Source organism: Nonomuraea sp. NPDC051191, from assembly GCF_044455665.1.
Lineage (GTDB): Bacteria > Actinomycetota > Actinomycetes > Streptosporangiales > Streptosporangiaceae > Nonomuraea.
The window spans coordinates 371,404-391,769 of sequence record NZ_JBITEZ010000006.1; the positions used below are offsets into that span (position 1 = coordinate 371,404).

At 73.0% G+C, this 20,366-nt stretch carries 15 protein-coding genes; 8 read left to right on the forward strand and 7 right to left on the reverse strand.

What is annotated here, in order from left to right; genetic code table 11:
• Positions 1-77 precede the first annotated feature (77 nt).
• Positions 78-1,619 (forward strand): 4-hydroxyphenylacetate 3-hydroxylase N-terminal domain-containing protein, encoded by a 1,542-nt coding sequence (locus tag ACIA8R_RS19700; RefSeq protein WP_357696718.1) that lies wholly within the window; start codon positions 78-80, stop codon positions 1,617-1,619.
• A gap of 40 nt (positions 1,620-1,659) precedes the next feature.
• Positions 1,660-2,814, forward strand: a complete 1,155-nt coding sequence (locus tag ACIA8R_RS19705) for an epoxide hydrolase family protein (protein ID WP_397039613.1) — start codon at positions 1,660-1,662, stop codon at positions 2,812-2,814.
• Between the two features lie 63 nt (positions 2,815-2,877).
• Here the strand turns inward: ACIA8R_RS19705 and ACIA8R_RS19710 are convergent, their stop codons facing one another.
• From ACIA8R_RS19710 to ACIA8R_RS19720, 3 genes are read right to left on the reverse strand one after another with little or no spacing between them, the layout of a single operon-like run.
• Positions 2,878-4,257, reverse strand: coding sequence for an FAD-dependent oxidoreductase (locus tag ACIA8R_RS19710; protein ID WP_364088067.1), 1,380 nt, complete (start codon positions 4,255-4,257; stop codon positions 2,878-2,880).
• A 1-nt stretch (position 4,258) separates the two neighbouring features.
• The gene (locus ACIA8R_RS19715) at positions 4,259-4,660 is read right to left on the reverse strand and encodes an SgcJ/EcaC family oxidoreductase (RefSeq protein WP_357696714.1); all 402 of its coding nucleotides are present in this window, start codon (positions 4,658-4,660) and stop codon (positions 4,259-4,261) included.
• A gap of 11 nt (positions 4,661-4,671) precedes the next feature.
• Positions 4,672-5,847: an acyl-CoA dehydrogenase family protein gene (locus ACIA8R_RS19720; protein WP_364087980.1), complete on the reverse strand. Its 1,176-nt coding sequence runs from the start codon at positions 5,845-5,847 to the stop codon at positions 4,672-4,674.
• A gap of 174 nt (positions 5,848-6,021) precedes the next feature.
• Between ACIA8R_RS19720 and ACIA8R_RS19725 the strand changes: the two genes are divergently transcribed.
• Complete coding sequence (locus ACIA8R_RS19725) at positions 6,022-7,230, forward strand: acyl-CoA dehydrogenase family protein (RefSeq protein ID WP_364087982.1); 1,209 nt, start codon at positions 6,022-6,024, stop codon at positions 7,228-7,230.
• A 71-nt stretch (positions 7,231-7,301) separates the two neighbouring features.
• On the opposite strand, the gene ACIA8R_RS19730 is transcribed toward ACIA8R_RS19725, so the two are convergent.
• The 4 genes from ACIA8R_RS19730 to ACIA8R_RS19745 all read right to left on the reverse strand — a co-directional run bounded on the left by ACIA8R_RS19730 (position 7,302) and on the right by ACIA8R_RS19745 (position 13,481).
• Positions 7,302-8,849 carry an MFS transporter gene (locus ACIA8R_RS19730; RefSeq protein WP_364087984.1) on the reverse strand — a complete coding sequence of 516 codons (1,548 nt, stop codon included), beginning with the start codon at positions 8,847-8,849 and terminating at the stop codon, positions 7,302-7,304.
• A 24-nt stretch (positions 8,850-8,873) separates the two neighbouring features.
• Positions 8,874-9,932, reverse strand: a complete 1,059-nt coding sequence (locus ACIA8R_RS19735) for a glucose-1-phosphate thymidylyltransferase (protein ID WP_357696706.1) — start codon at positions 9,930-9,932, stop codon at positions 8,874-8,876.
• A 73-nt stretch (positions 9,933-10,005) separates the two neighbouring features.
• Entirely contained in the window at positions 10,006-13,071 is a 3,066-nt protein-coding gene (locus ACIA8R_RS19740; RefSeq protein ID WP_364087987.1) for a BTAD domain-containing putative transcriptional regulator, read from the reverse strand.
• Between the two features lie 215 nt (positions 13,072-13,286).
• The gene (locus ACIA8R_RS19745; protein WP_364087989.1) at positions 13,287-13,481 is read right to left on the reverse strand and encodes a hypothetical protein; all 195 of its coding nucleotides are present in this window, start codon (positions 13,479-13,481) and stop codon (positions 13,287-13,289) included.
• Between the two features lie 367 nt (positions 13,482-13,848).
• Between ACIA8R_RS19745 and ACIA8R_RS19750 the strand changes: the two genes are divergently transcribed.
• The 5 genes from ACIA8R_RS19750 (at position 13,849) to ACIA8R_RS19770 (ending at position 20,338) form a co-directional block, all read left to right on the forward strand.
• Positions 13,849-14,175, forward strand: coding sequence for a hydroxyisourate hydrolase (locus tag ACIA8R_RS19750; protein WP_357696699.1), 327 nt, complete (start codon positions 13,849-13,851; stop codon positions 14,173-14,175).
• 18 nt (positions 14,176-14,193) lie between these two features.
• On the forward strand, positions 14,194-15,918 hold the full coding sequence (locus ACIA8R_RS19755; protein WP_364087992.1) for a 2-isopropylmalate synthase: 1,725 nt from the start codon (positions 14,194-14,196) through the stop codon (positions 15,916-15,918).
• A gap of 57 nt (positions 15,919-15,975) precedes the next feature.
• Complete coding sequence (locus tag ACIA8R_RS19760; RefSeq protein WP_397039616.1) at positions 15,976-18,747, forward strand: AAA family ATPase; 2,772 nt, start codon at positions 15,976-15,978, stop codon at positions 18,745-18,747.
• Positions 18,748-18,969: 222 nt separating this feature from the next.
• The gene (locus ACIA8R_RS19765) at positions 18,970-19,158 is read left to right on the forward strand and encodes an acyl-CoA carboxylase epsilon subunit (protein ID WP_357696693.1); all 189 of its coding nucleotides are present in this window, start codon (positions 18,970-18,972) and stop codon (positions 19,156-19,158) included.
• 187 nt (positions 19,159-19,345) lie between these two features.
• On the forward strand, positions 19,346-20,338 hold the full coding sequence (locus ACIA8R_RS19770) for a DUF1702 family protein (protein ID WP_397039618.1): 993 nt from the start codon (positions 19,346-19,348) through the stop codon (positions 20,336-20,338).
• Positions 20,339-20,366: the final 28 nt, after the last annotated feature.

Genomic DNA, 20,366 nt, shown 5'->3' on the forward strand with positions numbered 1-20,366 from the left:
ACATCGCGAGATGGCCGCCGCGTCCCCGGGTGCCACGCTGAGGGTGCACCGTGCCGCCTGCCCTTGGGAGATGTCCGATGCCCGATGCCGCGCCGAAGACCCGTCCGCTCACGGGCGGCGAGTACGTCGAGAGCCTGCGTGACGATCGTGAGATCTACCTCTACGGTGAGCGCGTCAAGGACGTCACCGAGCACCCGGCGTTCCACAACCCGGTGCGGATGACCGCCAGGCTCTACGACGCCCTGCACGCCGACGGCACCCGTGAGCTGCTGACCTGCCCCACCGACAGCGGCGGCGAGGGCTACACGCACCGCTTCTTCACCACCCCGCGCACGGTCGAGGACCTGGTCGCCGACCAGCGCGCCATCGCGACGTGGGCCAGGATGAGCTACGGCTGGATGGGCCGCAGCCCCGACTACAAGGCCTCCTTCCTCGGCACCCTGGGCGCCAACGCCGGCTTCTACGCCCCCTTCGACGGCAACGCCCGCCGCTGGTACCGCGAGTCGCAGGAGAAGGTGCTGTTCTGGAACCACGCGATCGTGCACCCGCCGGTCGACCGCAACCGCCCGCCGGACGAGGTCAACGACGTCTATGTGCACGTCGAGCGGGAGACCGACGCGGGGCTCGTGGTCAGCGGGGCGAAGGTGGTCGCGACCGGCTCGGCGCTGACGCACTACAACTTCATCGCCCACTACGGCCTGCCGGTCAAGAAGCGCGAGTTCGCGCTGGTGGCCACCGTCCCGATGGACGCGCAGGGGCTGAAGCTGATCTGCCGCCCGTCCTACGGCATGGCCGCCGCGCTGACCGGCGGCCCGTTCGACTACCCGCTCTCCTCCCGCCTGGACGAGAACGACAGCATCCTCGTCCTGGACAAGGTGCTCATCCCCTGGGAGAACGTGTTCATCTACGGCGACCTCGGCAAGGCGCAGTTGTTCACCGGCCAGTCGGGCTTCACCGAGCGTTTCACCTTCCACGGCTGCACCCGGCTGGCGGTCAAGCTGGAGTTCATCGCCGGGCTGCTGGTCAGGGCGCTGGAGATCACCGGCACCAAGGACTTCCGCGGCGTGCAGACCCGGATCGGCGAGGTGCTGGCCTGGCGGAACCTGTTCTGGGCGCTGTCGGACGCCGCCGCCCGCAACCCGGTGGAGTGGCGCAACGGCGCCCTGCTGCCCAACCCCCAGTACGGCCTGGCCTACCGCTGGTTCATGCAGATCGGCTACCCGCGGATCAAGGAGATCATCCTGCAGGACGTGGCCAGCGGGCTCATCTACGTCAACTCCGGCGCGGCCGACTTCAAGAACCCGGATATCCGCCCGTACCTGGACAAATACCTGCGCGGCTCGGACGGCACCGACGCCGAGGGCCGCGTCAAGGTGATGAAGCTGCTGTGGGACGCGATCGGCTCGGAGTTCGGCGGCCGCCACGAGCTCTACGAGCGCAACTACGGCGGCAACCACGAGAACACCCGGGTCGAGCTGCTGTTCTCGCAGATGGCCGGCGGCCAGCTCGACGAGTACGCGGCCTTCGTCGACCGGTGTCTCGGCGAGTACGACCTGGACGGCTGGACGGTGCCCGACCTGTCCTCCTTCGAGGAGCTGCGGCGCACCGGCACCGGCTGACCTGCTCGACCCAACCCTGAGGAGAGAAGGGCGGACACTCATGCGTCCATTCCGCATCGACATCCCCGACGCCGACCTGCTGGACCTGCACCGCAGGCTCGACGCCACCCGCTGGCCGGACGAGCTGCCCGGCACCGGCTGGGAGCGCGGCGTGCCGCTGGGCTACCTCAAGGAGCTGGCCGACCACTGGCGGCACGGCTTCGACTGGCGGGCGGCCGAGGCCGAGCTGAACCGGCACCCGCAGTTCGTCGACGAGATCGACGGCGCGGACGTGCACTTCCTGCACGTGCGCTCGCCGGAGCCGGACGCCGTGCCGCTGCTGCTGACGCACGGCTGGCCGGGCTCGGTCGCCGAGTTCCTGGACGTGATCGGGCCGCTCACCGACCCGCGCGCGCACGGCGGCAACCCGGCCGACGCCTTCCACCTGGTCATCCCGTCGATCCCGGGGTTCGGGTTCTCGGGGCATACCAGGGAGGCGGGCTGGCACCCGTACCGGGTGGCGCTGGCGTGGGCCGAGCTGATGCGCCGGCTGGGCTACGACCGCTACCTGGCGCAGGGCGGCGACGCGGGCGCGGTGATCTCGCTGGAGCTGGCCAGGCTGGCTCCCGAGCACGTGATCGGCGCGCACGTCAACATGCTGATGGCGTTCCCGTCCGGCGACCCGGCCGAGCTGGCCGGGCTGTCGCCCGCCGAGCAGGGCCGGCTGGCCGGGCTGGCGCGGTTCGACGAGGAGCTGTCGGGCTACATGAAGCTCCAGTCCACCCGCCCGCAGACGCTGGCGTACGCGCTCACCGACTCGCCCGTGGGGCAGCTGGCCTGGATCGTGGAGAAGTTCCACGACTGGACGGACTCCGACAAGGCGCCCGAGGACGCCGTCGACCGGGACCGGATGCTGGCCAACGTGTCGATCTACTGGCTGACCGCGACCGCCGGGTCGTCGGCGCGCTTCTACTACGAGGGCGCGGCGGGGCTGAAGATGGCCGCCGAGGGGCACCGGCCGCCGCCCATCACCGTGCCCGTGGGCGTGGCGGTCTTCCCCAGGGACATCTTCGTGCCGGTGCGCAGGCTGGCCGACCGGGACGTCCCGACGATCAGCCACTGGACCGAGTTCGAGCGGGGCGGCCACTTCGCCGCCATGGAGCAGCCTGAGCTGCTGGTGGGCGACGTGCGCGCGTTCGCCAGGTCGCTGAGGTAGCCGTACGACGCGAAAAGGACGCCGGCGGAGATTCCGCCGGCGTCCTTCCTCGTGCGGACGGGGTCAGGACCTGAGCAGCGGGACCTGCGGCTGCTGCCCGGGGGCGGCGGCAGGAGCCGCGCCGCCGCCGCTCTGGCACAGGACCCGCAGCATGAGCGCGGGCCGCATGAGCGTCTGCGGCGGGTCCACGAGCCCGGCCACCCGCATGAACGCGGCCGTGACCGCGCCGTCGCGGGCCGCCGCGGCGTGCAGACGCGCCATGTAGGCGTTGCCGATCCGCACCTTGGCGGTACGCCGCCCCTCCACGCCGGGGAAGGCGAGGTCGGCGCCGGCGGAGATGTCCCACGGGACGTCGATGACCCGCGAGATGTCCCTGAAGAAGGCCCGCCAGGACGGGACCGCCCCCGCCTGGAGGTGCCCGCGCAGGATCATCGCCTCCATGGCGGCGACGGTCATGCCCTGGCCGTAGACGGGGTTGAAGCTGCACACGCCGTCGCCCAGCACCAGCAGGCCGTCGGGGAAGGCGGGCAGGCGCTCGTAGCGGCGCCGCACGCTGGCCGGGAAGGTGAAGGTGACGCCCTCGTCGAGGGGTTCGGCGTCGCGGATCGCCTCGTAGACGTCCGGTACGGGCAGGGACTTGGCGAAGGCCAGGAAGCCGTCGAGGTCGGCCGGCGGGTGGTCGCCCAGGATGCCGGTGAGGGAGAGCATGCTCATGTCGCCGGGCAGCTTGGGGAAGAACGCGCCGCGCGGGTTCGCGGGCGAGGCGACCGGATTGATCGACAGGTCCTCGCCGTACGGGTCGCGGCGCAGGCGGAAGTGGCGGGTGGTGTAGGCCAGGCCGATCTTGACGCGGTCCTCCTCCGGCCGGGGGAAGCCGAGCTCCTGGAGCCAGGCGGGGGTGCGCGAGCCGCGGCCCGTCGCGTCCACCAGCAGGTCGCAGGCCAGGTGCTCCTCGACGCCGTCGGCATCGCGCACGCGCACGCCGGTGACCCGGTCGCGGGCCGGCGTCGCGGTCGGGCCGAGGATGTCGGTGCGCTCCAGGAAGCGCACGTTGGGCAGGGCCGAGACGCGGTTCCTGACCTGCTCCTCCAGGACGGGCCTGGTGGCCGAGACGCTGATCAGGCCGGTGGGGGCCGGGCGCAGCCGGCGGCCGTTGAAGTACCAGCGCAGGCTGGTGGCGAGGTCTCCGGCGGGCACCCCGTCGTCGATCATCTGCTGGGTGAGGCCGGGGAACAGCTCGTCCAGGATCTGCTGGCCGCGGGCCAGCAGGGCGTGGGCGTGGCAGCCGTGCGGCACGCCCCGGCGCGGGCCCTCCGCGCCGGTCAGCGTGTCCCGGTCCACCAGCAGGACCTCGGCGCAGTGCTCGGCGAGCACGCGCGCGGCCAGCAGCCCCGCCATGCCTCCGCCGAGCACCACCGCGCGCTGTGCGACGTGAGCGGTCATCTCAGTCACGCGGGCTGTTCTGGTAGGCGGCCAGCTTCCACTGCCCGTCGCGCCGGACGGCCAGCCAGGAGGCGCGGACCGCGCGCTCGGGGGCGACCTCGCTCTCGCCGGCCGCCAGCACGCCGCCCTCGGTGGTCAGCAGGCAGACGTCCTCGCCGAGGAAACGCAGGTCGATGGGCTGCCCGGTGACCTGGGTGCCCTGGTACGGCCCGGCGAAGGCGTGGCCCATGAAGGCGCGGATCTCGGCCTGGCCCTTGCGGTACACGCCGGGCAGGATCATGGAGCCGTCCTCGGTGAAGACGGCGGCGAACGCCTCGGCGTCGTGGGCGGCCCAGGCGGCGATGATCTGCTGCGGCAGGGCGGCGACGGCGAGGGTCTGGTCGGGGGCCGACACGGTGGTCATGGGGATCTCCTTCAGATGTAGAGGGTGTCGGGTTCGAGGCCGCACAGAATCCGCCCGTACAGCTCGGCGTTGGTGTTGGGGTGCATGAGGGCGTGCTGGTTGACCGCGTGCACGTCGCGGGCGATGCGCTGGATGGGCACGTCGCTGTAGATCGAGGAGCCGCCGCTGGCGGTGGCCAGGATGTCGACGGCCTCCTTGCCCAGGCGGCAGACGGCGCCCATGTCGGCGCGGGCGCGTACGCGCTCCTCGATGGTCCACTGGGCGGAGGCGGTGTCCTTGGCGTCCACGGTCGAGGCCAGGCGGTGGGCGTGGAACTCGGCCTGGTCGAGCTTGAAGGTGGCCTCGGCGACCTGGAGGTGGGTCAGCGGGGCGGCGCTCTGGCTGGCGTACCCGGTGTAGGTGATCTTGCGGTCGGGCAGCCGCTCGAAGAAGACCTCGCGGGCGGCCTTGGCCAGGCCGAGCACGGTCCCGACCGAGGAGGCGGCGGCCACGGGCAGCAGCGGCGAGCGGTAGATCGGGGAGCCGGCGTTGACGTCGTCGGCGTGCTGTCCCTGGAGGATCGCGCCCAGCGGCATGACCCGCTCGGCGGGGACGAACAGGTCCTGGGCCACGGTGCTGACGCTGCCGGTGCCGCGCAGGCCGGAGGTGTGCCAGTCGTCGATGACGACCAGGTCGCTCATGGGGACCAGCGCCATGACGGGCTCGGGCTCGCTGTCCGGGCCCACGACGACGGCCACGATCTCCTGCCAGTGGCTGTGGTGCGCGCCGCTGACGAAGCCCCACTTGCCGTTGACCACGATGCCGCCCTCGGCGCGCACGGCCATCGCGGTGGGGCTGAGCGTGCCGCAGATCCGCACGTCGGGGGTGGCGAACACCTCGTCCTGGACGGCCTCGGGGAAGTGGGCGGCCATCCAGGTCGGGATCCAGTAGACCGAGGCCGTCCACGCCGCGGCGCCGTCGGCGCGGCCCAGCTCGGCGGCGACCTCGACCAGGGTGCGCGTGTCCGCCTCGGCGCCGCCGTAGCGGCGCGGGGTCCGCAGCCTGAAGACGCCGGCCTCGGCCAGCGCCTCGATCGTCTCCTCGTGCAGCCTGCGGTTCTCCTCCGCCCAGGCCGCGTTCCTGCGCAGGACAGGGCCTGCCTCCGTCGCGCGGCGGACGAGGTCTTCCCGCGCCGGAGCACCTGTCATCAACACCATGTCCTCCCGGGACGTCAGTCGGGACACTGCTCCCTGAACGTCCCATTCGCCGGTTGCGCGGCGCATCTTCCGGCGTGCGGGGTTGCCGGGCACGCACGGAGATGCGAAGGTCACCGGGGCCGGGCGAGTCTTGGGGGAAAACCCGAGACGAAGGGTTCGCGCAGCATGACAGCCGTCACCCACGCCCCCGTGGCTCCGCCCGAGCCCGGACTCACCCCCGACGAGATCGTCGCCAGGGCCGAGGCCATGGTGCCCGCCCTGGTCGAGCGCCAGGCCGAGACGGAACGGCGCACCTACTACGCACCCGACACCCACGAGGCGTTCGCCAGGGCGGGCTTCTACCGCATCCTGGTCCCCCGCCGCTTCGGCGGCTACGAGTTCGGCGTGGAGACCTTCATGCGGGTGTCGATGACGCTCGCGCGGGGATGTCCGTCCACCGGCTGGATGTACTCCTTCGGCTCGGCGCACACGCTGGCGGTCGCCACGCTGTTCGGCGAGCGGGCCCAGAGCGAGCTGTTCGCCTGCGGGGACTTCATCTGCCCGGCCACGGTCGCGCCCGGCGGCTCCGCCCGTCCCGACGGCGAGGGCGGGTGGCTGCTCGACGGCACCTGGAGCTACTGCTCGGGTGCCCCGTACGCGACCCACTTCATGGGTCACGTCGTCGTGGACGGGCAGCCCATGTTGTTCACCGCGCCGCGCGACCAGTGGCGCCGGCTGGACGACTGGGGCGGCCAGCTCGGCCTGAAGGGCAGCGGCTCGCACAGCATCGTCATGGACGGCGGCCGCGTCCCCGGCCATCTCACGCTGCCGCTGCACCTCAGCCAGGCCGTCGTCACCGGCGGCACCCCCGGCCGCGAGCTGCACGGCAACCCCGAGTACGGCGGCGGCCCGCTCAGCGTCATGCTGCTCGGCAGCGCGGCCGTCGTGCTGGGCATGGCCCAGGGCGCCCTGGACGCCTACGAGGAGCTGATGCGGACCAGGACGACCATCTTCCCGCCGTTCACCACCCGCGCCGAGGACCCCGACTACCAGTCCTGGTACGGCGAGGCCGCCGGCATGCTCGCCGCCGCCGAGGCGGCCCTGACGAACGCCGTCCAGCAGTGGAGCCGGACCTGCGCGGCGGGCCCGGAGGCGTTCACCAGGGAGCGGGACGTGCGCCTGGCCACCATCAGCCGCGAGGTCGCCCGCCTGGCCTGGCGGGCCGTCGAGGGCTGCCTGTTCCCGACGGCCGGTTCGAGCGCGGTCCGGGACGGGCAGCGCATCGAGCGCATCTGGCGGGACATGTCCACCACGCACAGCCACGCCGGGTTCGCGATCTACCTGGGGGCCCTGGCCAACCGGGAGCTGTCCCGCGCCCGCTTCGGCCTGGACTGACCCTTCGCAGGACCAAGGCGGGCCCGGTTCCCCGGGCCCGCCTTCGTGTGCGCTCAGTCCTTGGTGTGCGCTCAGTCCACCAGGACGGGTTCCTGGTCCGGCTGGTGGTGGCCGTCGTGCACGCCGGCGAAGGGCGCCACGCCGCGCAGCCGGACCAGCGCGAGCACGGCCAGCACGGCGCACAGGGCGGCGCTCGCCCACGCGACCGCGTGCAGCCCGGCGGTGAACGCCTCGCGGGCCGCGCCGAGCAGCGCCGCGCCCTGGTCGGCGGGCAGGTCCCGGGCCACGGCGACCGCGCCGGTGATGCCGTCCTGGGCGAGCGCCGGGGTGCCGGTGGGCGGGGTGAACGCGCCCCGGTAGACCACGGTGCCGAGGCTGCCCAGGGTCGCGACGCCGAGCGCGACGCCGAACTCGCCGCCGGTGGCCACCAGCGAGGCGGCCGAGCCGGCCTTCTCCGGCGGGCTGGTGCTCATCGCCACCTGGTTGATCATGCCGCCGACCGGGCCGACGCCGAAGTAGCACACGCCCAGGAAGACGATCAGCGCGGTCACCGCGCCCACCACGACCTGGGTGAGCAGGAGCTGCCCGACCACCGCGATCACCATGCCGCCGCCCAGCAGGTACGCGGGCCGTACCCGGCTCGCCAGCCGCGGCGTGAGGTTGATCGAGACGATCAGCGCGACGGCCGGCCCCAGCAGCCACAGCCCGGCCTCCAGCGGCGACATGCCCTCGACCGTCTGCAGGAACAGCGCGACCTCCATCCCGGTCCCGGTCTGCAGCGCCCCGCACAGCAGCCCGATCAGCACGGCGGCGGTGAACGCGCGGTGGCGGAACAGCCGCACGTCCAGCAGCGGGTGGGTCAGCGCGCGCTGCCGGTGCACGAACACCGCGGCCATGAGCAGCCCGGCGGTGACCGCGACGGCGGGACCGGCGCCCCAGCCGTCGCGGGCGACCGCCTTGAGCCCGTAGATCAGCGGCAGGATGGCGCCCAGCGACAGCACGACGCTGACCAGGTCGATCCGCCCGCCGGCGGGGTCGCGGAACTCCGGCAGCAGCGGGGCCGCCGCGAGCAGCAGCAGCATGACCGGCACGCCCATCAGGAAGACCGATCCCCACCAGAAGCGCTCCAGCAGCGCGCCGCCGACCACCGGGCCGAGCGCGATGCCGAGCATGAAGGCCGTGCCCCAGGCGGCCATGGCCAGGCCGAACTGCCGGGGGTCGCGGAACATGACGCCGATCAGGGACAGCGTCGAGGGCAGCAGCGTGGCCCCGGCGACGCCGAGCAGGGCGCGGGCCAGGATCAGCATCTCGGGGCTGGTGGAGAAGGCGGCCAGCAGCGACAGCAGGCCGAAGGCCGCGCCGCCGGCCAGCAGCAGCCGCCGGCGGCCGATCCGGTCGCCGAGCGAGCCCATGGTGACCAGGAACCCGGCGGTCATGAAGCCGTAGATGTCGGTGATCCACAGCTGCTGGGTGGCGTCCGCGCCCAGGTCGGAGCTGAGGTGCGGCAACGCGAGGAACAGCACGCTGATGTCCAGGGCCACGAGCATGGTGGGCAGGAACAGCGCCACCAGCCCGAGCCACTCTTTCCGCCCCGCGCGCGGGGCGCCGTCGTCGGTCACGTCCTCACTCCTTGTTCCCTGGGTTCATGTGGTCAGCTCGATCCGCGTGTGGTCGCCGACCACGAGACGGTGGTCGCTGCGGCCGGGAGCGACGGTGGTGTAGCGCCCGATGAGCGAGCCGCGCAGGCCGCTGGCGGCCACGATCGAGGCGCCGTCGAGCACGATGGAGTCGGACAGGCGGGTGGAGCGCACCACGCAGTCGCGTCCGATGGAGGTGCCGGGCCCGATGTGGCTGTCCACGATCAGGGTGTCCGGGCCGATGATCGCCGGTCCCTCGACGACGGAGGCGACCACCCGCGCGCCGGGGCCGAGCACGACGTCGCCGCGTACCAGGCTGGCGGCGTCCACGTGGCCGGCGATGTCGCGGGAGAGCCGGGCCAGCAGCCGCCGGTTGCACTCCAGGACGTCGTCGACGCGGCCGGCGTCGCTCCAGTAGCCGCGGTAGAGGCTGGCCCTGACCTCCTGGCCGGAGGTCAGCAGCCACTGGACGGCGTCGGTGATCTCCAGCTCGCCCCGGCGTCCGGGGACGATCCGGTCCACCGCCTCGTGGACGGCCGGGGTGAAGAAGTAGACGCCGGTCATGACCAGGTCGCTGCGCGGCCGTTCCGGCTTCTCCACCACCCGCAGCACCGCGCCGGTCTCGTCGGTCTCGACGACGCCGAACGGCCGGGGGTCGGCCACCCGGTGCACCACGATCTGGGCGGCCGGGCGCAACGCGTGGAACTCCTCGGCGATCGGCCCGATCCCGTCTGCCAGGACGCAGTCGCCCAGGTACATGACGAAGTCGTCGCCGCCGAGGAAGGGTCGCGCCAGCTTGACGCAGTGGGCCAGCCCCAGCGGGCGGAGCTGGCGGATGTAGGTGACGCGCGTCCCGAACCGTGAGCCGTCGCCGACGACCTCGGCGATCTGCGCCTCCCTGTCGCCGACCACGAGGCCGATCTCGGTCACGCCGAGCGCGCGCAGGCTCTCCAGCACGTGTTCCAGGACCGGTTTGTTGGCGATCGGGATGAGCTGCTTCGGCATGGAGTGGCTCAAGGGACGCATGCGGGTGCCGGACCCGCCGGACAGCACCAGAGCCTTCATGCTCGCCAGAATCCCAACGGCGGACCCCCGCGGGCATCTCTGACAGTGCGGGATGACGCCGGAGGGCCGCGGGCTACCCGATGCCCTCCACGAGCCCGGCGGCCGAGGACAGGTTGTCGCGCAGCCGCTGACCAGCCCGTTCGTCGACCGCGTCGGCCAGTTCGTGCACCCGTGACAGCGCCCGTTCCGCCGCGCTGGCGTCGCCGAGGGCGACCAGCACCTCGCTCAGCATCGTGAGCGTCTGCGCCTCGAACAGCGGCGCGCGCATCTGGCGGAACAGCGTGACCGCCTTGCGCAGGCGGCCGATCGCGTCGCCGGGCTCGTTCGCGGTGACGGCCAGCTCGCCCAGCCCGGCCAGGGCGTGCGCCTCGGCCAGGCGGTGGCGGGCGGTCTCGGCCACGGCCAGCGCCCGGCGCAGCAGGTCGGCGGCCTCGCGCAGCCGTCCCCTGCGCAGGTGGGCGATGCCGAGGCCGTGCAGGGCGAAGGACTCGCCGACGGTGTCGCCGATCTCCTCCACCAGCGTGAGCGCCTCCTCGAACGCGCCCGCCGCCAGCGCGAACTCCTCGGCCTGCAGGTGCACCCGGCCCATCCGGTGCAGGATCTGGGAGATGATGCGCCGGCTGCCGCCGCTCTTGCCGCGGACCAGCGCCTCGGCGAGCATGATCTTGGCGTCGTCGATGTCGCCGCACTCCGACCTGATGGCGGCCAGGTTGTCCAGCGTGTGCGCGGCCGAGATCTGGTCGCCGATGTCGGTGAAGATGGCCAGCGCCTGTTCCAGGTGCGTCGCGGCGGCCTCCAGCTGGCCGTTCATGCGTTCCAGGAACGCCAGGTTCCGCCGGGACCGGGCGATCTGCACGACGTTGCCGATCTTCTCGAACAGCGTCAGGGCGGCCTCGAAGTCGCGCCGGGCCTCGCCGAAGTGCTGCTCGGTCTGCGCCAGCGTGCCGCGGACGCACAACATCTCGGCCTGGCCGCGCTCGTCGCCCGCCCGGCGGGCGGCCTCCAGGGCGATCTCCTGGATCTCGCGCCAGTCGTCGAGGTAGACGTGCAGCTCGAAGAACGGTTCGGCGTTCATGGCGGTACGCCAGCACAGCTCCACGAACCCGGCCTGGGCGGCCTGGCGGATGCCGGCGAGCAGCACGTGGCGCTCGCGCTCGAACCAGCCGATCGGGTCGGCGATCAGCCGCTCGACCAGCTCGGCCGGGAGCGGCGAGTCGGGGGCGGGGCTCAGGTGGGGGCCGGCGGGCGGGCCGTACTCGCGGGTCCTGGCGGTCTCGGTGAGCCGGTGCAGCGCGCCGAGCACGCGGGCCAGCGCCGCGGTGCGCTCGGGGGGCGGCTCCTCGGCGGCCAGGCGTTCGTGGGCGTAGACGCGGACGAGGTCGTGGAAGCGGTACTGGACGTTGACGTTCCTGCCGGCGCCCGCGACCTCGATGAGCTGGGCGTCGACCAGGTCGTCGAAGAGGTCCTGGGCGTCGGCCAGCGGCCGGTCGAGCAGGGCGGCGCCGGTCCAGGCGGAGAAGATGTGCGAGTGCAGGATGGCCAGGCGGCGGAACAGGCGGCGGGCCTGCTCGCTGAGCGCGTCGTAGGTGAGCGACAGGCTGGCCCTGATGCCCATGTCGCCGTGCTTGAGCTCGTCCAGGCGGCGGGCCTCGTCGCCGAGCCGGTCCACGAGCTGCTCGACGGCCCAGTGGGGGCGTGAGGCCAGGCGGGCGCCGGCGATGCGCAGCGCGAGGGGCAGGAAGCAGCACAGCTCGGCCAGGGCGGCGGCCGACTCCGGCTCGGCCCGTACGCGTTCGGCCCCGGCGATGCGCGACAGCAGCTCGACGGACTGGGCGGCGTCGAAGAGGTCGACGTCCACGTGGGTGGCGCCGGCCAGGCCGCCGAGCCGGGTCCGGCTGGTGGTGATGACGGCCGAGGTCGGGCTGCCCGGTAACAGCGGCAGCACCTGGCTCTCGGCGGCGGCGTCGTCGAGCACGATCAGCATCCTGCGGTCGGCCAGCAGCATGCGGTACAGCTCGGCGCGCTCGCCGAGGGTGTCGGGCAGCGCCGTCCCCTGCACGCCGCAGGCCCGCAGGAACCGGTCGAGCACCTGCATGGGGTGCACCGGGCGGGAGACGCCGCCGTGCAGGTCGGCGAAGAGCTGGCCGTCGGGGAAGTGCGCGGCGACGCTGTGCGCGGCGTGCACGGCGATCGTGGTCTTGCCGATCCCGGCCCGTCCGGCGACGGCGATGATGGGCACGGCGAAGCGGCCGTCCCCGGCCAGGGGGACGGTCACCCGCTGCCTGATGACGTCGAGCTGCGCCTGCCGCCCGATGAAGTCGGCGATGTCGGAGGGGAGCATGCCCGGCACCGCGGGCGGACGGGCGGGCGGCTCGGGCGGGGCCACCGCGGCGGGCGGCTGGGCCTCCAGGCTCTCGTCGGAGGTGAGGATGGCCGATTCGAGCTGCTGAAGGCGTTCGTTGGGCTCGATGCCCAGTTCCTCGACGATCACCCGGCGGGCGTCGCGGTAGACCTGCAGCGCCTCGGCCTGGCGTCCGGAGCGGTAGAGGGCGACCATGAGCTGGGCGGCCAGCCCCTCCCTGAGCGGGTGTTCCTGCACGAGCGCGGCCAGCTCGCCGACCAGTTCGTGGTGGCGGCCGAGGTCCAGTTCGAGCTGGACGCAGTCCTCGTTGGCGGTGACGCGCTGTTCGGCGATGCCGCTGGCCAGCGCCTGCACGGCCCTGCTGTCGATGCCGTCGAAAGCCGGGCCGCGCCATAACGCCAGCGCCTCGCGGTAGTGCTGGATGGCCTCGGGGAAGGAACGGCCGTCCCTGGCCTTGCGGGCCCGGCTCACAAGGCTCTCGAAACGGCGTGCGTCGATCGCGTCGGCGGGGGCGCGCAACATGTAGCCCTGCCGGGTGGTGACGATCATCTCGGGATGGCCGTGGGCGCTGAACAGGCGCCTGAGCGCGGAGATGCAGATCTGCACCTGTGCGCGCGACGTGGCCGGCGGGTCCTCGTCGTAGATCGCCTCGACGAGGCGGTCCAGAGTGACCGAGTGATTGGCGTTCAGGATCAGGACGGCGAGGACGATCTGCTGCCGCGCCCCGCCCAGATCGAGCTGTCTCTCGCTCGCAGTGACCTCGAGCGCACCCAACACGCGAAACTCCACCCGCATCCCCTCAAACAAATCACCGCCCTCGGTCGGAGATCTTTCCCGACGCGACCGGAATCCGGGCGTGTTTGCCATGATGAGCGGCGTAATTGGTGCTTACCCCTCAAAAGTTTCTGCCATGGTTGGGTGGATGGTACAACGCCCTTGGGTATGTGGCCAGTTTTGGATCGTTTCAGGGTGATACGGGTTCCCTGTCGCCGTCAGTCCTGGAAGACACCCTCGATCAGACCCCAGGGCCAGTCCATGGTGCCGTTGACGCCGTCGTGCTGGACGGCGGACGGGACGGCGTGCGCGGGGGCGGGGGCGGCGGCGATGGCCGCGAAGCCGGCGAGCGCGGCGAGCACGAGGGCGAGGGCGAGGCGGACGCGGGCGGTGATGGCGGTGGTCGCGGTCATTTCGATCTACCTCCGTGTGATTACCGCGGTCTTGTTCGCGGCTTCGGAATGGACGCTCACACGGTCCGCAATTCACGCTTTATCCATCTCCTTTTCACCGGCCATCAGCGCACGTTGGACGCTGTGCACACCGATCCCGGCCCCCGCCGGCGATAGCCGGGATAGCGCAAAATAAGAAGAACGCCTCATCTGCGATCGCACGGCGATCGGACGGCGATAGCGCGGCGATAGCGGCCGGAGGTCCGGCGAATAGCAGGCGACGCCAGCCTGGGCGCGAGCCCGGGCGGCGCGACGCTGTCGCCGTCCGGGTGGCCACGTGCGCGGAGGGCCCGCGCGGACCACTCGGAGAGGTTCGATGGGAATAGCGGTGCAAGCCCAGGACGCCGTCTACGGCCGGGGGGCGGCTGATCTGCACGTACGCCTCGACCATGACGCCGACGGGCAGTGGGTGCTCGAAGCCGAGACCCGTACGGATCAGGACGGATCGGTCAGCGCATGGGCCGACCGCCTGCTCGACCGCGGCCTTTACCGCATCGTGTTCGCCACCGACCCGTACTTCGTCGGGCTCGGGCTGCGGCCGGCCTATCCGGAGATCGTCGTCACCTTCCGCATGGTGGACGAGACGGCCGTGAACAACATCGTGGTCCTGATCTCGCCGTATTTCTCGACCGTCTATTTCGGATCGCTCAGCTGAAGGACAGTGAGGCCGGACATGAAGATCAGCCGCTATCGCCCCTTCCCGCGGATGCCGCTCGGCGACCGCGCGTGGCCGGACGCCGTGCTCACCGCGCCGCCGCGCTGGCTGTCCACCGACCTGCGGGACGGCAACCAGGCGCTGCCCAGGCCCATGGACCCCGAACGCAAGCTGGTGCTGTTCGACCTGCTGGTGGGCATGGGCTACAAGGAGATCGAGGTCGGCTTCCCGGCGGCCAGCCAGGACGACCACGACTTCGTCCGGCTCCTGGTCGAGCGTGACCGCATCCCGGACGACGTGTGCGTGACCGTGCTGACCCAGGCGCGCGACGAACTGATCGAACGCACGATGGAGAGCGTGATCGGGGCGCCCAGGGCGACGATCCACCTCTACAACGCGACCTCGCCGGTGGCGCGGCGGCTGGTGTTCGGGATGAACCGGGACGAGTGCAAGGATCTGGCAGTCCAAGGCACCCGACTGGTCATGAAATATGCCGATAAATTGCTTGAAGAGGGCGATGTCCGGTTCCAGTATTCGCCTGAGCACTTCCACGACACCGAGCCGGACTTCGCGCTGGAGGTCTGCGCGGCCGTCATGGACGTCTGGCAGCCGGGCCCCGACCGGCCGATCATCCTGAACTTCCCCACCACGGTCGAGCGCTCGACCCCCAACGTGTTCGCCGACCAGATCGAGTGGCTGCACCGCAACCTGCCGCACCGCGAGCACGTCTGCCTGTCGGTGCACACGCACAACGACCGCGGCACCGGGGTCGCGGCGGCGGAGCTGGCGCTGATGGCCGGCGCCGAGCGCGTCGAGGGCTGCCTGTTCGGCAACGGCGAGCGGGCGGGCAACGTCTGCCTGGTCACGCTGGGCCTGAACCTGGCCACCCAGGGCGTCGACCCCGGCGTCGACTTCTCCGGCCTCGACCGGGTGCGGCGCGTCGTCGAGGAGTGCACCGGGCTCGCGGTGCCGCCGCGGCACCCGTACGGGGGCGACCTGGTGTTCACCGCGTTCTCCGGCGGGCACCAGGACGCGATCAAGAAGGCGTTCGACGCGATGGACCGGGAGGCGGCCCGTACCGGGCGGGATCCGGCGGAGCTGCCGTGGGAGGTGCCGTACCTGCCGGTGGACCCGCGGGACCTGGGACGCACCTACGAGGCGGTGGTCCGGGTGACCAGCCAGTCGGGCAAGGCGGGCCCGGCGTACCTGCTGAACGCCCGGTACGGGATCACGCTGCCGCGCGGGCTGCAGATCGAGCTGGCGCGGGCCGTCCAGGCGATGGCCGAGGCCGGGCAGGGCGAGGTCGAGCCGGAGCGGATCAGGCGGCTGTTCGAGGAGGAGTACAGGGCGGCGCCCGTCGGTGACCCGGCCGGGGCGGTGGCCACGCTGTACGTCGACGACGGCACGTACGGGCAGGCCCGTTCGGCCACGGTGGCGGCGCTGCGCGCGGCGCTGGAGGCCGCCGGCGTCCGGGTCCGCGCCGTGCACCACCTCGACGGCGCGACCGGCGCGACCGGCGGCGAGGTGGCCGTCTACGCCCGGTGCGGGCTGGACGGCGGCACGGCGTGGGGCGCCGGCGCCGGGCCCGAGGCCGGGGCCGCGGCCCTGGCCGCCGTGGGCGCGGCCCTGGCCCGCGCCCGCCGCGAGGGCCGGCCGCCCGCCGCCCCCGCCTCCGGCCTGCCCCTTCCCGAGGCGGGACGCCGGCGCCCGGCCAGGAACCGGCGCCAGATGGCGGGACGATAGAGATCGAATACCGCCCCGGCCTAGCGTGAGCGCAACACGACATGTGGGGAGACGGCCATGACTCTCATCGAACGGCAGGAGGAGATGTCCTGCCTGGAGTCGCTCGTCGCCAACGCCATCCTCGGCCGTGGACGGGTCGCGCTGGTCGGCGGGCCCGCCGGGACGGGCAAGAGCGCGCTGCTGCGCACGCTGTCCGAACAGGCCATAGAGCTGGGCGCGCTCGCGGTGACGGCGACAGGATCGCGCATGGAGCAGGACCTGCAGCTCGGCCTGCTCCGCCAGCTCATCCAGGACGCCCCCTTGGTCGAGGAGGAGCGCGAGCGCTCGGAGAAGCTGCTGGCGGAGGGCGTGCGGACCGCGACCGCGGCGCACGCCGACGCCGAGCGGCTGCTCGACCCGCAGGTCGTGCACGCGCTGGTCACGGTGCTGCTCGACCTGTCCGAACGTTGCCCGCTGGTGGTCGTCGTGGACGACGTGCACCACGCCGACCGCACCTCCCTGCTCTGCCTGGCCTACCTGGCGCGGCGGGTGCGGAACGCGCGGATCGTGGCGGTGTTCGCGCTCAACGACCGCCAGGGCACGGACGGGCCGTTGGAGACCGACCTGCTGCGGCTGCCGCACTGCCTGCGCCTGCAGCTCGCCCCGCTGTCGCGCAGGGGCGTGGCCGCGCTGGTGGCGGGCCAGGTGGGGCTCAGCGCGACCGAGCGGTTCGCCGACGAGTGGCACACGATCAGCGGCGGCAACCCGCTGCTGGCCGGTGAGCTGGCCGCCGATTACCGCCAGCACCTGCGGGCCGTGGAGGCGCCGCCGCGCGAGCTGGTCGTCGGCGACCGGTTCGTCCGGGCGGTCGAGACGTGCCTGCGGCGCAGCCACCCGCGTACGGTCCGGGTGGCGCAGGGCCTGGCCATCCTCGGCGAGGCCGACGGGCTGGCCGAGATGCTCGAACTGCCCGCCGTGGACGTGAGCAGGGAGCTGCTCACGATCGGCGCGACCGGCCTGCTGCGCGGCGGCGGCTACCGTCACGAGGCGGTGCGCTCGGCGGTGCTGGCCGGCATGGACCTGTCCGAGCGCAAGGAGCTGTACCGCCGCGCCGCCGAGCTGGCCTACACGCGGGGCGTGCGCCCCGGCGTGGTCGCCGACCGCCTGCTCCAGGCCGCCAGGGTCGAGGCGCCGTGGGTGGTGCCCACGCTGGAGGAGGCCGCGCTGGCCGCGCTGCGCAAGGGCGAGGTGGAGTCGGCGGTGGCCTACCTGAAGCTGGCCTGGCGCGAGTGCACCGACGAGCTCCAGCGCTCCAAGCTGATGACCATGCTCGTACGCGCGGAGTGGCGGATCAACCCGGCCGCCCCCGCCGGGCACCTGGACCAGCTCGCCGAGGCTTTGCAGAAGGGCAGCCTGCACGGCAGCGACGCCGTCGTGCTGGCCCGCGCGCTGCTGTGGCACGGCCGCTTCGAGGACGCCCGCGACGTGCTGGAGCAGCTCAACCAGGAGGCGTCGGCCTCCGACCACGCGACGCTGGCCGAGCTGGTCGTGGCGCAGCTCTGGCTGCGCGTGACGTGCCCGCCGCTGGCCGCCTACGTGGCCAACCCGCCCCGCGAGCACATCCTGGCCGGCATGGTGTCGGTCGCCGTCAACCGGCGGCTGGAGTCCACGCTCGCCCTGGCCGAAGTGCTGACCCACGGCCCGCGCGAGCACAACCTCGACGCCGTCGAGCGCATCCTGGAGGGCGAGCGGCTGGACGAGATGTCCCTGGACGTCGTGGAGAACTCCCTGCTCGCCCTCACCTACGCCGGGCGCTGCGAGCGCGCCGCGCCGCTGTGCGACCTGTTCGGCGACGAGGCGGCGGCCCGGCAGGCGCCCAGCCGCCGGGCCCGGCTGGCGGCCATCCGGGCCGAGATCGCGATCCGCCAGGGCGACATGCCGGCCGCCGAGCGGCACGCCCGCATCGCGCTGGACACGATCCCCATGAGCAGCTGGGGCGTGGCCATCGGCGGCCCGCTGGCCAGCCTGGTCATCGCGCTGACCGCGATGGGCCGGCACGAGGCCGTGCGCGACCCGCTGGACCGGCCGGTCGCCGAGGCCATGTTCCAGACCCGCTACGGCCTGCACTACCTGTACGCCCGCGGCCGCTACAACCTGGCCGGCGAGTCCTTCGTCCCGGCTCTGCACGACTTCCTGCGCTGCGGCGAGCTGGTGACGGCCTGGGGGCTGAACAACCCGGCGCTGATCCCCTGGCAGGCCGACGCCGCCGAGGCGTGCCTGCGGATGGGCCAGACGGAGGAGGCCAGGGAGCTGATCAAGGCCCACCTGGACGGCTGCGGCCCCGGCGCCTACCGGGGGCGCGGCATCGGGATGCGGCTCAAGGCGGCCGTCTCCGAGCCGGCCCGCCGTCCGGCGCTGCTGCGCCAGGCGGTGGAGTACCTCCAGCTCGCCGGCGACCGGTACGAGCTGGCCAGGGCGCTGTTCGACCTGGTGGAGGCGTACGAGGCGCTGGGCGAGTACCGGCGGGCCCGCACGGTGGCCGGACGGGCGCAGGCGGCGGCGCTGGAGTGCGGGGCCGAGCCGATGATCAGCGCGCTCAGCCGGGCCGCGGACGCGGACGGCGCGTCCTCCCCCCTGCCGGGGGATCTGATCGGCGTGCTGAGCGTCGGCGAGCGCCGGGTCGCGGCGCTGGCGGCGGCCGGCTACAGCAACCGCGAGATCGCGGCCAAGCTCTACATCACGATCAGCACCGTCGAGCAGCACCTGACCCGCACCTACCGCAAGCTGAACATCCGCCGCCGGGCCGACCTCCCGCTCGTGGTGGAGTTCGACGACCAGGCGCGACCCTGACCACCCAACCCTGACCACCCGCATCCCGGCCCCCGCCCTTCCTGCCCCCTGAGCAGAGGCAGGGCAGGGGGCACGGGGCCGGGGGTAGGGGGCGGGGGGGCAGGGGCGGGGGTGCGGGACGGGGGCACGGGGCGGGCCTTCGTCGCCGGACCGGGCTCGGGCGTGTGCACCGGGCATGCAGGAAGTTGCGGGCGTGTGGGCCCGCGGGCGAGCGTCGAAGGCATGGAACTCACCGTGGTGCGGGGGCAGGCGACCCCCGAAGAACTCGAAGCGGTCGTCGCGGCGGTCTTCCGCCGCCTGGCCGAGGCGGCCGAGCGCGAGGCGTCGGCCTGGTCGGACCCGTCCGTCCTGGTGCGCAGGCCGCTGCCCGGCGGAGGCGGCGACTGGCGGCTGGCGGCCTGGGCGAGCTGACCCCCGTGCGCCGATCGCGCACTTTGCGACATGCCCGTGGCGCCGGTCCGGCCGCATCCTGAAGCGGACCCGTCGTCCGCCAGGGCGGGACGTGCCCCCAACTCCCCCGCCGGGGACGGCCGTCCCCGGGCCCGCGCATGGGCCGTTCGCAGGCGGGGTCTTCACGTTCCTGGAGGAGGAGCACACCATGTCGTCTCTGCTCGGTTCGCTGCGCCGGCTCGTGCTGGCGCCATCCCTGGCCGACGTGACCTTCGGCGCACGCGGCTTCCCCGTCGTCCCCTCGGCGCTCACCGACCGCCTGGAGGCCATCCCGCAGGCCGTCGTGTGCGGCTTCGAGTGGGGCATCGACGTCCGCGACCAGTGGGAGATCGAGCGCCGGCTGTCCCTGGTGGACGTCGAGCAGCGCGGCTTCGCCTACGAGGGCGCGACGATGGCCTTCACCGTGCTCGACGCCATGGGCGGCGGGCGCGGACGGCGTACCCGGGACCTGCTGACGGGCCCCGGGCAGCCGCACATCTTCCTGGCCTACATCGGCATCGGCTTCGCCATGGCCCGGCTGCCGCGGGTGTTGTGGAAGAAGGTGCTGCCGGACCTGAGCGACACCCCGTACCACCCGACGATGAGCTGGCTGGCCGTGGACGGGTACGGCTTCGACCTGGCCTACTTCCACACCCGCCGCCACGTGGACGGGCAGCAGGTGCCCGACCCCTACCCCTGGCAGGGCGACGCGGCCTACTTCCCGCGCGCCGTGGACCAGGGCGTCGGCCGGGCGTTGTGGTTCATCCACGGCGGCAGGCCGGGCGAGGTGGCCGCGGCGGTGCGCGCGTTCGCCCCGGGCCGGCAGGCGGACCTGTGGAGCGGGGTCGGGCTGGCGGCCACGTTCGCCGGGTGCGAGGCGGGCGCGGCGGCGGTGCTGCGCGAGGAGGCCGGGCAGCACCGGGGCGAGCTCGCCCAGGGGTCGGTGTTCGCGACCAAGGCCCGGGACTACTCGGGGTTCGTCCCGGAGCATTCGGCTGCCACGGGCGCGGTGCTGACCGGGCTCGACGTTTCCGGCGCGGTCGCGCTCGCCGACGACAGCGAAGTCGCCGCGGGCACGTCGGAACGCGTCCCGGATTACGAGCTGTGGCGCGGAAGGGTGCGCGCGCATTTCGCGGCCGAGGCCGAAGTACCGTCCCGCTGACCGGCGTCCCCGAATAAGCACGTCATTC

Coding starts and splice junctions, on each gene's coding strand:
- ACIA8R_RS19700 (WP_357696718.1), top strand. CDS start 78: ATGCCCGATGCCGCGCCGAAGACCCGTCCGCTCACGGGCGGCGAGTAC.
- ACIA8R_RS19705 (WP_397039613.1), top strand. CDS start 1,660: ATGCGTCCATTCCGCATCGACATCCCCGACGCCGACCTGCTGGACCTG.
- ACIA8R_RS19710 (WP_364088067.1), bottom strand. CDS start 4,257: ATGACCGCTCACGTCGCACAGCGCGCGGTGGTGCTCGGCGGAGGCATG.
- ACIA8R_RS19715 (WP_357696714.1), bottom strand. CDS start 4,660: ATGACCACCGTGTCGGCCCCCGACCAGACCCTCGCCGTCGCCGCCCTG.
- ACIA8R_RS19720 (WP_364087980.1), bottom strand. CDS start 5,847: ATGACAGGTGCTCCGGCGCGGGAAGACCTCGTCCGCCGCGCGACGGAG.
- ACIA8R_RS19725 (WP_364087982.1), top strand. CDS start 6,022: ATGACAGCCGTCACCCACGCCCCCGTGGCTCCGCCCGAGCCCGGACTC.
- ACIA8R_RS19735 (WP_357696706.1), bottom strand. CDS start 9,932: ATGAAGGCTCTGGTGCTGTCCGGCGGGTCCGGCACCCGCATGCGTCCC.
- ACIA8R_RS19745 (WP_364087989.1), bottom strand. CDS start 13,481: ATGACCGCGACCACCGCCATCACCGCCCGCGTCCGCCTCGCCCTCGCC.
- ACIA8R_RS19755 (WP_364087992.1), top strand. CDS start 14,194: ATGAAGATCAGCCGCTATCGCCCCTTCCCGCGGATGCCGCTCGGCGAC.
- ACIA8R_RS19760 (WP_397039616.1), top strand. CDS start 15,976: ATGACTCTCATCGAACGGCAGGAGGAGATGTCCTGCCTGGAGTCGCTC.
- ACIA8R_RS19765 (WP_357696693.1), top strand. CDS start 18,970: ATGGAACTCACCGTGGTGCGGGGGCAGGCGACCCCCGAAGAACTCGAA.
- ACIA8R_RS19770 (WP_397039618.1), top strand. CDS start 19,346: ATGTCGTCTCTGCTCGGTTCGCTGCGCCGGCTCGTGCTGGCGCCATCC.